Source organism: Clostridium sp. 29_15, assembly GCF_001916075.1.
Classification (GTDB): Bacteria; Bacillota; Clostridia; order Clostridiales; family Clostridiaceae; genus Clostridium; species Clostridium lentum.
Genome location: NZ_MNRT01000043.1, coordinates 75273 through 89249 on the forward strand (window position 1 = coordinate 75273; position 13977 = coordinate 89249).

Below are 13977 nucleotides of genomic sequence, written 5' to 3' on the forward strand. Positions count from 1 at the left end.
TATCTATACATAAAAAATAGCCATGGATATTTTCCATAGCTATTTTACTATAACTAAAAATATATTTTCTTTTTACTCATTCCTATATTTAAAACAATTCCTAAAGAAAGAATTGTTGTTAAAAGAGAACTTCCTCCATAGCTTACCAATGGAAGCGTGATTCCTGTTATCGGCATAAGGCCTATTGTCATTCCAATATTTTGTGTTATAGCAAAAAAGAAATAGGACACCATTCCAATAGATACACATCTACCAAATATATCCTTGGAATTTTTCGCAATTTTTATCATTCTTGATATAAGAATACCATAAAAACTTAATAATATTATGGCTCCTATGGTTCCCCATTGCTCTCCTATTTGAGCAAAAATGAAGTCAGTTTCAACTTCTGGCACATATTCTGAGGCAAAACCACCAGTACCATCATTACTATAACTATTATGTGCTCCAAAGAATCCTCCTGAACCTATTCCAATAAGCGATTGCCTTAAGTGATATCCTGAATCTGAAGTATCCGTATCTGGATTCATAAATGATGTTATTCTTGTTTTTTGATAATCTTGAATAAGTCCTGAATTCCATAATAAAACTACTGCTAAAAGCATTGACCCAAGACCATAAAGTATTACTCTTTTATCAAGTCCTCCTATAAAATAAACACCTAACACCATAAAAAATAATACCATGGTCATCCCCATATCTGGTTGAATAACAATAAGTGCTGCTGGAATTACAGCATATATAGCTAAGGTGAAAAAATTTTTCACCGTATTTATATTGCCTTCCATTTCTTCAAGTTTTCGTCCCATCATCATAATAGTTGCAACCTTAGCAATTTCTGCTGGTTGTAGTGATATAACTCCTAAATCTATCCATCCTTGAGCTCCATTTACTGTTTTTCCTATAACTAAAACTAGTACTAATAATACTATTGATCCACCATAAAATAAGTTGGTAAATCCTTTTATTGTATTATAATCAGTTGCTAAAACAAAATATAAAGCAACTAAGGCAACTATAAAAAATATCAATTGTCTTTTAGGATAAAATATACCATAGTTTCCCTTAGTCGCTAAATATATATTAAGAATACCAAATGAAACTATACATATAATAGAAAAAAGCATCCATTTATCTAATTCTTTAAACTTTTTAAAATCAATTTTGAAACTTGGTATTAACTTCATTTTTTCACCTCCACAATGTATCACCCTATTATATAATAATTGCCCATTTTTCTCTATAAAATTTATGTAAATATAAAAGTTCTTTAAGCTTTCTGTAAGAAAGTAAACTTAAAGAACTTTATTTTTTACTTTAAACAATTGTTAGTATATAAAATTTATCTTCCACGCATATTTTTTATAGGAATATTTGCTACAAGAGCAGGTCCATTACCTGTTTCACTTGTTTCAGTCCTATTTAATGCTATTTCAACATCATCTGCATCAATCTCAATATATTTTGATAATACTTGTAATATTTCTACTCTTATTTTGTCAATAGTTTCTGGGTCTATATCCCCTCTATCGTGAATAAGTATTAATTTTAATCTATCTTTTGCTACATCCTTAGGAGTCGTTGTCTTATTATGAAAAATTTTTAACAAATCCATCATTCTTACCTCCTAATTCTTTTTAAATATTTTTATTAATTTTGAAAATATACCATTAGACTCTTCACTTAAATCTAATAGTGGAACATCTTCTCCAATAATTCTATTGGCAATATTTCTAAATGCTTTTCCTGAAATAGATTTATCATCTAAAACTATTGGCTCTCCTTTATTGGTTGATACAGTTATATTTCTATCATCTGGTACAACACCTAAAAGCTTCACTGATAAAGTCTCTATAATATCAGGTACATCAAGCATATCTCCTCTTTTTGTCATTTCATAGTTTAATCTATTAACTATTACTTCATGTTTATCCAATCCTTTAGCGTCTAGTTTTCCAATTACTCTATCTGCATCTCTCACTGATGTAATTTCAGGGTTAACTACCACTATAGCTCTATCAGCTCCAATAACAGCATTTTCAAAGCCTTGCTCTATTCCTGCTGGTGAATCAATGATAACATAATCAAACTCTTCCTTTAATGTATTTACTATGGATAACATGTCTTCTGACTTTATATCATCCTTATCCTTAGTTTGAGCAGTTGGAAGTAAGAATAAACTTTGGTATCTTTTATCCTTAATAAGTGCCTGCTTTAATCTACATCTATTTTCAATAACATCCATTATTGTATAAACTATTCTATTTTCTAATCCCATTAAAACATCAAGATTTCTTAATCCTGTATCTCCATCAACAACCACTACCTTTTTTCCGATAGCTGCAAGTGCTGTTCCTATATTAGCTGTTGTTGTAGTCTTTCCTACTCCACCTTTTCCAGATGTTATTACTATAGAAACTCCCATTTTTTTATCCCTCCAAAATTAATAACTATACTTATTTGGTAAATATGGCTCAACAATTATCATTCCATCCTTAACCCTAGCCACTTCAGGATAAGGAGGTTTAACATCATCAGGAGATACTGTAATTAAATCTCCAATTTGCAGAAGTTGAGGCTGTAGTATAAATGCAGCTATTATCGCTTCTCTATTGCCTCCAATACCTGCTCTTACACGCCCTCTTATGCTTCCAAGAACTATAATATTTCCACCAGCTGATACTTCTGCTCCACTATTAATATCACCAATAACAACAATATTACCTTTACTATTAATACACTGGCCACCTCTTATGGTTTTTTTTATAAATTTAGTTCTTCCTTCATATATACCTGTAAAGACTGTATCAGTTTCTATTTTTCTTTTGTTTGTATCATCAAATATACAATCTCTTATATGTATTTCTTCAAATAGCTTATCTTTCAATTTAGCTATTTCACTATCTGATACATTCTTAAGGTTTGCTATAATTTTTATTATAGAATTTTTATAAAACCCTTTTCCTATAGATAATACGCTTATAATTTCTGCAATAACTTCATCGAAATTTATAAATTTATCTATATTAACTATAACACTTATGCCCTCTTTATCACCTTTTATTTCAATTCTATTTTCCTTCATTGGTTACCCTCCACCAATTTCATACACTTTTTATTATAATTATACCATATATCAACAGTTAATAACATAATATACTATATATTTATAATTTTCTCCTAACTTTAACATAGTTTTTTTATTTTATCTTTTCTATATCTTTTATTATCGAACATTATTTTTAAAAAATAATAGAGTTATCAAAAAATTGATAACTCTATATAATTATTGTGTACTTTCAGTTGCATCACTTTCCACATTATGGCTATTTTCTTCCTGATTTTCTTTATTATCATTTAGCCCATTTGCTACATATTTTTGATAACTTTCTGAACTTTTAGTATAAGCTGAATAGTTGCTTTCTAATAATTCCTTAAAGAATGCTTCATATATAGCTAGATGAATAGTTGCTCCTTCACTACCTTTATTACCATCATATAAAGTTGAGAATATAGCAATTTGTGGATTATCCATTGGTGCAAAACTTATATAGTTACCATATGGTCTTCTTCCTATGACTGTATAATTTTCTTCACTACCAAAGTCTGCTGTACCTGTTTTACCTGCTACAGCAATTGGAAATGAATTAAAACTATTATAAGCTGTACCATTACCACTATAAGTGTTAACCATCCTCATACCTTCTTTTACAGCTTGTAAGTATTCACTAGGTATGTCTAATTTATCCACTACTTCTGGTTCAAACTCTTCAATTACTTCTCCATCTGGCGAAGTAATTTGATCAACAAGCCTAACCTTATATCTTGTTCCCCCACTTGCTAACGTGGCAACATAATTAGCTAATTGTAATGGCGTAAAAGCATTCATGCTTTGACCAATAGCATCCTTAACTATTTCTGCATAAGTATCTATCTGAGTACTCATGTCGCTTATAGTGTATTGTGCTATAGCATTAGCTATTATCTCTGCTTGTTCATCAATACTAGTCTTACTACTTCTAGTACTATTATAACTTTCTAATGATGCTTTATATTCATCAGAAAGTTCCATTATAGATTTTATATAACTTATTAATTGACTAGCAAATTCATCAGCACTTGTAAGCTGTGCATCTGTACCCACTAGCTCTAAAGCTTTATTAATTTGATCCTTCAAGTCTGACTTTGCATTAGCTAATGCTTCACTATCGGTATCATTTTTAGAAATATTCAACGGTGCATAATAGAACATTCCATTATAGTTTCCAGTTTTCAGACTATCTACTAATGTATACATAGGTGTATCAAGTATTCTATTTTTCCATGACTTAAAGTTATATGTCTGGCCGAAGTTTTCTTCTATTTCTATACCTGTAGAAGCATTGCCACCTTCTGTTACTCCAAGTCCAAATTTATAAGCATAATGAGCAATACTATCTAGTGCTGCTACTCTTTCTTTTTCATCATTAGAATTTCCACCATTTTTAAGATATAGTTCATACCCTACATTGTGGAAGAAGAAGTTTGATGAATGCATTAAAGCTTCTCTTACTGAAATAACTCCATTTCCAGTCTTTTGAAAGTTGTATTGTGTAAGATTTCCTACCTTCCACACTCCTGTATCATTTACCGTTGAACTAGTGCTAATTACTCCCTCCATAAGACCTGCAATTGAAGTTAATGGTTTAAATACAGAGCCTGGTGGAAGAAGTGCTTGTGTTGAATAATTGAACATTGCCTTTGGATATAAATCATAAGTATCTTCTCTTGTTCCATCTTCATTTAATGGAAATAATTCATCAATTGTTGATGTTGCACCAGTCTTAGCTATATGCTCAGCAGCAAAGGCTTTATAATCTGGTGAAAAGTATTGTTCATATAATTCATCACTTAATTGTCCTGTAGCAAAATCATTAGGATCAAATGTTGGGTAGCTTGCCATGGCAAGTACTCTTCCTGTACCAACTTCAATGGCCACTACTGAACCTCTAGTAGCATTAGACCTACCATTGCCGTAATCTTTATTAGTTACATTAGCGTCAACACGAGCTAAGGTATCTTTTAGTGCCTGTTCAGCTGCATATTGTACATCTTTATCAATGGTAAGATGAATATTATTCCCTGCATAAGATTCAAGCTTAAATAACTCTTCGGTAGTTCTACCTTCTGAATTAACTTTTACAGTAGTCCCTCCATCTTTTCCCTTAAGCTGTTCTTCAAAGGCAGCTTCAATTCCTGCTGCTCCAACTAAATCTGTGGATGCATCATATCCCTTTAGTTCATATATTTCTTCTTCAGTACTTGTTATAGACGAAACATAACCAAGTATTGATGATGCTACTGATCCATATGGATAATATCTAACTGGCTCTAAATCAACATCTATCCCTGGAAGCTCATTTAACATCTGATAAAATATAAAAGCAGTATCCTTAGTTATATCACTGGCTATGGTAACTGATTTATATCCTTGATAACTCTGAAGATTTATAGCATCTTTAACTACCATATATTTTCTTATATCTTCTATTGAATATTTCTCTAATAAATCTTTTGTGATAGTCTTTCCATCAACATCCTTATACTTAGCAACAATAGCATTATATTCTTCCTTAGTATAATTTTCTGGAAGAAGCATCTTATACATTCCGTATAGCTCTACTAAATAATAAAAAGTATCTTCTGGTGTTATTTCTAATAACTTTGCATTTATATTAGCAAGTTCTTCATCAGTGAAATCACCATCATGATCTTTATATAACTTTTTTACTACTTTATCTTTTAACCCTCTATCGCTTTTAAATAAAAGTTCTGTAGCTTCCTTTACATCACTATTATCACTTTTAAAAGCAAAATAAAACTGTCCATTTGAATTAACCTTTAAAAGAAGGTCATCTTCAAAATTTTCTCCATTTTCACTAAGCACTTTAAATACCTTATCTAAAGTGCTAAATATTGCATTTGCAGATTCAGTAGTTTGCATATAAGTAAGTACATAAGTCTGCTCACTAGTTGCCAAAATATTTCCATCACTATCATAAATTATTCCTCTCGGAGCACTTTCTGATATAAATTTTGTGGAACTTGTATCTGCCTTTTCCTTGTAATCATCATATTTATATACTTGAAGATATAAAAGCTTAGAAAATAAGCTTGTAAATATCACTGCCATAATTATATATAACACTGTATATCTTGATATGGTCTTTTTCTTTTTTGGTTTATTTACTATCATTTAAACCTCCATCTATCATTATCCATATATTTATCACAGGTAGCTAAAACTATATTATAAACAATTATCATAATAATGGAGTTGTAACATGCCGCTAAAATAGTAGCACTATAATTGATACTTTGATTAAATAACCTTAATATTATGGCTACAAAAAAGCCCTTTATTATGGATAATACTAATGTAGATAAAACTGGAACTATCTTATTTCCCTTTAAAATGTTTTCTCCTATTTTTGCCGCTAAAAAGCATAATAATAGATTGCTTAAAGAATTAATGCCAAATCCCTTGACAAAGTATATATCCTGAAGTATTCCACTAATTACCCCTATAAAAACCGCTTCATTTTTTCCACACACTATTGAATAAGCTATTGCAAAAATAAATAAGAGACTTGGATAACTGCCCATTATTTGATAATTAGGTAATAATGAATTATCTAAGACTAAAAGGAAAATTGAAATAAGTATTACAAATATCTTTTTCATACATTTTTCTCCTAATTATATTCAATTTCATCAATATTACGTGTCCTTTAAAATGCCACTTCCAATACCATGAATTACTACAAATAATTCTTCCAATTCATTAAAATTAACAAAAGGCTCAACTACAGCACTTTTCATAACCTTAACATTATCTTCTTCCACTGATACAACAGTACCTACTGGTATTTCCTTTGGATAAATCTTCCCAAGTCCTGATGTTATAATGATATCGCCTTCTTTAACATCTGAGTTTATTGGAAGGTTATATACTACAGGCATATTGTTATCTTTCTTATCACTTAATCCTTGAAGCACCCCAGTGGCTTCTCTTGTCTGTTGATCCATTACAGCAACAGCAATATTTTCATTAAGGATACTTTGAACTATAGCAAAGTTACTAGATACTTTTGTTACTTTTCCAACTAACCCCTTAGAACTTACTACTACCATATTCTTAGCTATTCCATCATTACTTCCTTTATCTATTATGTATCCATCTGATAAGGAACTTCCACTATATCCAATTATATTTACCCCTACATAATTATAATTGTTCTTAGATTCAGTGAAATTTAAAGCTTCTCTTAAGCGTTCAACTTCATCTTTTAATGATTCATATTCGATTAATTCATTGGCAAGTTTCGTATTTTTTTCCTTTAATTCTTCATTTTCTAATTTAACTTCAGAAAAGTTTAAAAAGAAATCTACTGTTTCTTTTACTCTACTATTTATATTATATACTATTTTTTGTAAGGGACTAACTACTGTACTAACACTACTAGATATACCATTTGCATCACTTTGCAAGCTATATATAATCATGCCACAAAAGGCAACTGACAGTAAAAATATAGTTACTGCCAGTTTATTTTTAAAAGGTTTCATTATTGACCTCTTTGAGTTTTACTTAATTCATCAAAATTTTCTAGTGCCTTACCAGCTCCTAAAACAACACAATCAAGTGGTGATTCAGCTATGTGTACTGGCATGTTAGTTTCAGCGTTAATTAATTGATCTAATCCCTTTAATAAAGCTCCCCCACCTGCTAGCATTATTCCTTTTTCAATTATATCTGCTGCAAGTTCTGGTGGTGTCTTTTCTAATGTAGTTTTAATTGATTCTATGATTGCATATACCGGCTCTTTTAAAGCTTCTCTTACTTGTTCTTCAGTAATAGTAACCACTTTTGGAAGTCCAGTAATCATATCACGACCTTTAATTTCTAATGATTCATTTTCATCATCTATCTTGTATGCTGAACCTAATTGCATTTTTATATCTTCAGCAGTTCTTTCACCTATCATTAAGTTAAATTCTTTCTTAACATAAGCAATAATTGATTGATCTAATTCGTCACCAGCAACTCTTAATGATTTGCTTGTTACTATTCCACCTAAAGAAATAATAGCTACTTCTGTAGTACCTCCACCAATATCTACTATCATGCTTCCTGTTGGTTCACCTACAGGAAGTCCTGCCCCTATAGCTGCAGCCATTGGTTCTTCCATTAACACAACTTCTCTTGCTCCAGCATTTCTAGTTGCTTCTTCAATGGCTCTTCTTTCAACTTCAGTTACACCTGATGGATAACAAACTATTATTCTTGGGCTTGTAAATGCACTTTTGCTTGCAACTTTATCAATAAGCTTCTTTATCATTGTTTGAGCAACATCAAAGTCAGCTATAACTCCATCTTTTAATGGTCTTATTGCTACGATATTTCCTGGTGTTCTACCAATCATAAGCTTAGCTTCTGTACCAACGGCTAATGGTCTTTTAGTATTACTATTAATAGCTACAACTGATGGTTCACTTAATACTATTCCTTTACCTTTTACAAATACTAGAGTATTTGCTGTTCCTAAATCTATTCCCATATCTCTATTACTACTGAAAAATCCCATTTGAATTCCCCTTTCAATCTTCAATATTTAAATAATTCCTTTTTCTTTTAAACTGGTATAATTGTTTCTACCAATAATAATATGATCTAAAAGATTAATTCCCATAATTTCTCCGCACTCTTTTACTCTAATACTAACATTAATATCCTCTTTGCTAGGCTCTGGATTACCAGATGGATGATTATGAGAAATTATTATGTTTGCACTACCAAATTTAACGGCTTCCCTAAAAATTTCCCTTGGATGAATCAAAGATGAATTTAAAGTTCCTGTAAAAACATCCCTAGTTCTTATAATATTATTTTTTGTATCTAATAATATTAGCTTTAGTGTTTCCTGCTTTAAAACATTCATTTCATTCATAAGCAATTCTGCTATCTCACTTGGTTTTGTGATTTTAAATAAATCATTTTTCGCTCTTAAAGTCTTAAACCTTCTAAATAGCTCACTTAATGCAATTATCTGACATGCTTTAACATTCTTAATACCTTTGATTTTCTTGATTTCTTCATAGCTTGCATCCAATATTTTATCTAGTCCCCCTAAGTTTGATATCAATCTAGTACTTAATTCAATAACATTTTCGCCTTTAGTTCCAGTTCTCAATAATATAGCTAAAAGCTCCTCATTCCCTAAGCTATCAGCGCCATATTTCACTAATTTCTCCATAGGACGCTCACTTAATGGCAAGTCACTTATCTTTATATTACCCATAAAATCTCTCCTTAATTAGTTAAGTATTTATTTTATAGATAATTTTCCCCATCGCCATTATACAAAAACTATTTAAATTCTTCTAAAATATTATTTAATAAATTTAATGGAAGTCCTACAACATTGTAATAACAACCATTAATTCTTTCAACAAAAACCCCACCAAACCCTTGGATTCCATATGCTCCTGCTTTATCAAGCGGTTCTTTTGTAGATATGTACTTCAATATTTCTTCATTAGTCAAATCTTTAAACTTGACTTCAGTAAAAATACATTCTTTTTTTACTTTATTAGTTTTGCTATTAACAACAACAACTGCTGAATAAACCCTATGCACCTTTCCACTTAAATCTTTAAGCATCTTATATGCATCTTCTTCACTTTTAGGCTTTCCTAATATTTTATCACCATTTACAACTATAGTATCAGCTGCAATAATGATACTATCTTCACTTATTCTTGATAATACGTCTAAAGCTTTTCCTTCAGCTATTTCAATTACGTATTCTTCAACATTTCCATTAAACTTAACTTTTTCTTCATCAAAGTCACTTATTATAATGTCAAAATTGTCTATTATTCTATTTAATAGTTCCTGTCTTCTTTCAGACGCGGATGCCAAAATATATTTCATAACTTCACATCCTATTTTTTATTGATTATTTTTCCATATTTTAACTTATTTTAATCAATAAATAAAAATAAGTTTTTTTGAAAATAAAAAAAGAGTCCAACGCTTGTTATTAACCCTTAAATTTTCTTTTATATTTTATCACTTTATATGTGTTCAAACAAGCATTTTCCTCTCTATATAGAAATTTTTTATAATATTGTAAGATTTATTTTTTTATAGTTTAAATTTAATTTTATATATCCTTAAAATTCAATAATATTGTATAAATATATTCCATTTCTTCAGGTACATTTGCCTTATTTATTTCTGTTTTTAAATTAGCAATATGTTCTTTTAAATTATTTAATATATCTATTTTCTCTCCTTCAGATATGTTTTCTAGCTCATTAGTCCATCTTTTAAAATCATCTGTATTAATTGACTTTACATCATCACTAACGGCTGTATCTAAAAGTCTTATATATCCATCACATATACTTGCAATCTCATATTCTACTTTATCATCATTATTAAAGGAAAATTTAATCTTTGTACACTCAATATTGCTACTTTTTAACTCACTTACAACTTCATCTACTTTATCACTTTCATATACCCCTGATAAGACCCTAAATTTATCTTCCTCTTCATATATGAATGCACTATACTTTCCACTTATGGAATTTAATATATGATTAGCGTTGCTTTCATTAGAAAAATATCCACATTGGACAGTATAAAAAACAGAAGTATTACTTACAGCTGTACTACTTCCTCCTTCTGAATTAGCAATTTCATTGCTATTAGCTCCTATAGAAGTTTCTTTACCTCTGTTTCCTGCTGGAAGCTCATTATTTTTAGTTAATATGCTAAAAGCCACATATGCTAATGCAATGCCACAAATCCCTGCTCCCACCACAGTTCCTACTAATTTTAATATAAATCTAAACAAATCATTATTTTTACTTTTCTTATAGTTATATCTTGTATATCTCATTTTCTCATCCACCACCTCTTATATTTTTATACTTAATATATATTCTCTTTCTTTGGTGGATATACTAACATCTTTTAAATTATGTTACACATTTCAGTAATACTCTAATTAAGTCGTCACAATTGACTAATGAAACGCTTATGTCTCTATGCTAATAAGCTAGTTAAATTTTCAAATTCAAGCATTAAAAAAATAGACCTTTCGGCCTATTTTTTATTTAACTGATTTTAAAATTTCAACTAAGTATTCATAGCAATTTTTAACTGATGAAATACTCATATGCTCTTCTGGTGTATGAACATCATATAAATTTGGTCCAAAGCTTATCATATCTAAATTGCCTAACTTTTCATTAAATAATCCACATTCAACACCAGCATGGATAGCTACAATTTCTGCTTCTTTTCCATACATTTCTTTATGTACAGATTGGCATATTTCTCTTATCTTTGAATTAGAATTATATTCCCATGCTGGATATCCTGAATTACATTCTAATTCTCCACCTAAAAGATTAACTATAGTTTTACTTCTTAAAACTATTTCCTCTTTTAATGAAGATACAGAACTTCTTACTGCTGAATCATACTCTACAAAACCTTCAGTAGTTGTTAAAACTCCTAAGTTAGTTGAACTTTCTACTAGACCTTCTATTTCTGTACTCTTACTATTTATTCCTGATGGATAAAGATATAATAAATTAACTGCTTTTTCTGTGCTTTCCTTTGTAAATACTTTAGATACTGCTGCAACTTCTTGTACTTCTATATTTAACCCTGCATCTTGAGCTTTTAATTCATTTTTAACTAGCTTAGCAAATTCTAAAACTAATTCCGTTGCTTTTACTAAATCACTATCAGCTACCATAATAACCGCTTCTGCTTCTCTTGGAATAGCATTATTCTTTGCTCCACCATTCATCTCACATAAAGAGTATTCAACATTATTTAAAAGATGCTTTAGGATTCTTCCTAAAATTTTATTTGAATTTCCTCTTTCTTTAATAATATCCATTCCTGAGTGTCCACCCTTAAGTCCAGATATCTTTATTTGCATTGCTTTACCATTTGTTCTTTCTTCTCTTATCACTGGAAGCTTTCCTTTAGTTCTTATTCCACCAGCACAACTTACTAAAAGATATCCTTCTTCTTCATTATCTAGATTTATTAGTATCTTTCCATGGATATTTTCTGGTGAAACAGCCATAGCTCCTGACATTCCTGTTTCTTCATCAGTAGTTATTAAAACTTCTAATGATGGATGCATAACATCATCTGAAGCAAGTATAGCCATTGCATATGCAACTGCTATCCCATTATCTGCTCCTAATGTGGTATCAGTTGCATATATGTAATCATCTACTATTCTTAATTTTAAAGGATCTTTCTCAAAGTCATGATTTGTTCCTTTATTTTTTTCACATACCATATCCATATGTCCTTGTAATATTACTGTTGGAGCATTTTCATACCCCTTAGTAGCTGGTTTCTTTATTATTATATTCAAAGCCTCATCTTGAATGCTTTCTAATCCTAAACTCTTACCAAAATTTAAAAGATAATCACTTATTCCTTTTTCATTTCCTGATCCTCTTGGAATTTGAGATATTTCTTCAAAATATTTAAAAACTAATTTTGGTTGTAAATTGTCTAACACTGCCATAATTTTTCTTCCCTTCTGCTAAATTATACTAGAATTAAAATATATATCTAAGTATATCATATTACTAATGATACTTAAATTTATTATACCTAATTTAATGTTCTATTATTTTTAAGGTGTTAATATACAAAAAACAAAAAAGACAAATCTACCTTACTATAACTAATAAAAATACCTATAGACTTAATGCCCATAGGTATTTTTATTAGTTGTCAAAAAGTCCTTTAAATAAATCTCCTAAAGTTTCACCTTCATCGCTATCATTATATGCTAAGTATTCTTGACTTTTTTCTACTGCATCTCTAATGCTTAATGATAGTTTTTTATTTTCAATATCTGCATTTAAAATTTTAACCTTTACTATTTGCCCTATTTCTAAAGCTTCGCTTGGTTTTGCTATATTTTCATCAGTAATTTCATTTATATGAACTAATCCTTCAACTCCAGGGAATACTTCTACAAATGCCCCAAAGTTTAATAGCTTAACTACTTTTCCTTCTAATACATTTCCTTCTTTTAAGCTTTCTCTATGAAGGTTCCAAGGCTCATTATTTACATCTTTTAAGATTAATGATACTTTTTCATTTTCTGCATCTACATTACCTACAAAGACAACTACCTTATCCCCTACAGAAACTACATCTTCAACTCTCTTTACTTTTTCCCATGCTAAATCACTTATATGAATAAGACCTGTTATTCCTCCAATATCAACAATTGCACCAACTTTTAATATTTTTGTAACAACACCTTCTCTTTTTTCTCCAGATTTAACATTTTTCCAAAGTTCTTTTTTATGAGCATTGTATATTTCTTCTTCAATAACTCTTCTTGAAGCAACTACTTTTCTATTTCTTAAATCTAGCTCTATAAGCTTCACTTCTAATTCCTTACCTAAAAGATTCTTTAATTCAATTCTTTCTCTTGCAGCTTGTGATGCTGGTATAAATACTCTAATTGATCCATAGTAAGCTGCTAATCCACCTTTTATTTCTTCTTTAACAACTACTTTGATTGTTTTATTATTTTTATATGCTTCTTCTAATTCTTCTTTTTCTGTGATTTGAAGAGCTCTTACTCTTGAAAGCTGTACATACCCTTCACCATCATTTGGAGATAATACATATACATCTATTTCATCTCCTGGCTTAACTACTTCCAGTGGAGAAGCATCTGCATTTGTAAGTTCTTCTCTGGAAATTACACCATCAAAGGCATAATTTATATTAACTCTTACTTCTTTTTCATCAGCATCTATTACAATACCTTTTAATATATCTCCGCTTTTGATTCTTTTAACATCAAAATCCTTTAATAATTCGCCCATTGTGCTTTCTTCTCTTTTTTCTGAATTCATTAAACT

Annotated in this window: 13 protein-coding genes; all 13 read right to left on the minus strand. The window is 29.9% G+C overall.

Translation table 11 applies throughout. The features are described 5' to 3' along the window. Positions 1 to 53 precede the first annotated feature (53 nt). Positions 54 to 1187, minus strand: coding sequence for a rod shape-determining protein RodA (rodA, locus tag BHW04_RS11720; protein ID WP_302699776.1), 1134 nt, complete (start codon positions 1185 to 1187; stop codon positions 54 to 56). A gap of 155 nt (positions 1188 to 1342) precedes the next feature. Beyond that, positions 1343 to 1615 carry a cell division topological specificity factor MinE gene (gene minE / locus BHW04_RS11725; RefSeq protein ID WP_186835153.1) on the minus strand — a complete coding sequence of 91 codons (273 nt, stop codon included), beginning with the start codon at positions 1613 to 1615 and terminating at the stop codon, positions 1343 to 1345. A 12-nt stretch (positions 1616 to 1627) separates the two neighbouring features. Next, entirely contained in the window at positions 1628 to 2425 is a 798-nt protein-coding gene (minD, locus tag BHW04_RS11730; RefSeq protein ID WP_022211822.1) for a septum site-determining protein MinD, read from the minus strand. An 18-nt stretch (positions 2426 to 2443) separates the two neighbouring features. Further along, positions 2444 to 3085 carry a septum site-determining protein MinC gene (minC, locus tag BHW04_RS11735; RefSeq protein ID WP_302623495.1) on the minus strand — a complete coding sequence of 214 codons (642 nt, stop codon included), beginning with the start codon at positions 3083 to 3085 and terminating at the stop codon, positions 2444 to 2446. A 201-nt stretch (positions 3086 to 3286) separates the two neighbouring features. Further along, a complete protein-coding gene (locus BHW04_RS11740) occupies positions 3287 to 6235 on the minus strand; it encodes a penicillin-binding transpeptidase domain-containing protein (protein ID WP_302699779.1) in 2949 nt (982 codons plus the stop codon). Further along, positions 6232 to 6723, minus strand: coding sequence for a rod shape-determining protein MreD (gene mreD, locus BHW04_RS11745; protein WP_302699781.1), 492 nt, complete (start codon positions 6721 to 6723; stop codon positions 6232 to 6234). Before mreD ends, BHW04_RS11740 begins: the two co-directional genes overlap by 4 nt. Before the next feature lie 36 nt (positions 6724 to 6759). Continuing rightward, positions 6760 to 7608: a rod shape-determining protein MreC gene (gene mreC / locus BHW04_RS11750; RefSeq protein WP_302699783.1), complete on the minus strand. Its 849-nt coding sequence runs from the start codon at positions 7606 to 7608 to the stop codon at positions 6760 to 6762. Continuing rightward, complete coding sequence (locus tag BHW04_RS11755) at positions 7608 to 8627, minus strand: rod shape-determining protein (RefSeq protein ID WP_302636726.1); 1020 nt, start codon at positions 8625 to 8627, stop codon at positions 7608 to 7610. The genes mreC and BHW04_RS11755 overlap by 1 nt, the downstream gene beginning before the upstream one ends. A gap of 27 nt (positions 8628 to 8654) precedes the next feature. Next, positions 8655 to 9341, minus strand: coding sequence for a RadC family protein (gene radC, locus BHW04_RS11760; RefSeq protein ID WP_302699785.1), 687 nt, complete (start codon positions 9339 to 9341; stop codon positions 8655 to 8657). A gap of 68 nt (positions 9342 to 9409) precedes the next feature. Continuing rightward, a complete protein-coding gene (locus BHW04_RS11765) occupies positions 9410 to 9976 on the minus strand; it encodes a Maf-like protein (protein WP_302699787.1) in 567 nt (188 codons plus the stop codon). A gap of 232 nt (positions 9977 to 10208) precedes the next feature. Continuing rightward, on the minus strand, positions 10209 to 10952 hold the full coding sequence (locus BHW04_RS11770; protein ID WP_302699789.1) for an SPOR domain-containing protein: 744 nt from the start codon (positions 10950 to 10952) through the stop codon (positions 10209 to 10211). Between the two features lie 213 nt (positions 10953 to 11165). Then, positions 11166 to 12614, minus strand: a complete 1449-nt coding sequence (locus BHW04_RS11775; protein ID WP_302699791.1) for an aminoacyl-histidine dipeptidase — start codon at positions 12612 to 12614, stop codon at positions 11166 to 11168. Positions 12615 to 12819: 205 nt separating this feature from the next. Further along, positions 12820 to 13971 (minus strand): 30S ribosomal protein S1, encoded by a 1152-nt coding sequence (gene rpsA / locus BHW04_RS11780; RefSeq protein ID WP_302699793.1) that lies wholly within the window; start codon positions 13969 to 13971, stop codon positions 12820 to 12822. Between the last annotated feature and the right edge of the window lie 6 nt (positions 13972 to 13977).

What these genes read in the sequence shown, in the direction of transcription:
- BHW04_RS11775 (WP_302699791.1), bottom strand. Translation starts at nt 12,614, where the DNA reads ATGGCAGTGTTAGACAATTTACAACCAAAATTAGTTTTTAAATATTTT.
- BHW04_RS11765 (WP_302699787.1), bottom strand. Translation starts at nt 9,976, where the DNA reads ATGAAATATATTTTGGCATCCGCGTCTGAAAGAAGACAGGAACTATTA.
- rpsA (WP_302699793.1), bottom strand. Translation starts at nt 13,971, where the DNA reads ATGAATTCAGAAAAAAGAGAAGAAAGCACAATGGGCGAATTATTAAAG.
- minC (WP_302623495.1), bottom strand. Translation starts at nt 3,085, where the DNA reads ATGAAGGAAAATAGAATTGAAATAAAAGGTGATAAAGAGGGCATAAGT.
- radC (WP_302699785.1), bottom strand. Translation starts at nt 9,341, where the DNA reads ATGGGTAATATAAAGATAAGTGACTTGCCATTAAGTGAGCGTCCTATG.
- BHW04_RS11740 (WP_302699779.1), bottom strand. Translation starts at nt 6,235, where the DNA reads ATGATAGTAAATAAACCAAAAAAGAAAAAGACCATATCAAGATATACA.
- BHW04_RS11770 (WP_302699789.1), bottom strand. Translation starts at nt 10,952, where the DNA reads ATGAGATATACAAGATATAACTATAAGAAAAGTAAAAATAATGATTTG.
- minD (WP_022211822.1), bottom strand. Translation starts at nt 2,425, where the DNA reads ATGGGAGTTTCTATAGTAATAACATCTGGAAAAGGTGGAGTAGGAAAG.
- mreC (WP_302699783.1), bottom strand. Translation starts at nt 7,608, where the DNA reads ATGAAACCTTTTAAAAATAAACTGGCAGTAACTATATTTTTACTGTCA.
- rodA (WP_302699776.1), bottom strand. Translation starts at nt 1,187, where the DNA reads ATGAAGTTAATACCAAGTTTCAAAATTGATTTTAAAAAGTTTAAAGAA.
- minE (WP_186835153.1), bottom strand. Translation starts at nt 1,615, where the DNA reads ATGGATTTGTTAAAAATTTTTCATAATAAGACAACGACTCCTAAGGAT.
- mreD (WP_302699781.1), bottom strand. Translation starts at nt 6,723, where the DNA reads ATGAAAAAGATATTTGTAATACTTATTTCAATTTTCCTTTTAGTCTTA.
- BHW04_RS11755 (WP_302636726.1), bottom strand. Translation starts at nt 8,627, where the DNA reads ATGGGATTTTTCAGTAGTAATAGAGATATGGGAATAGATTTAGGAACA.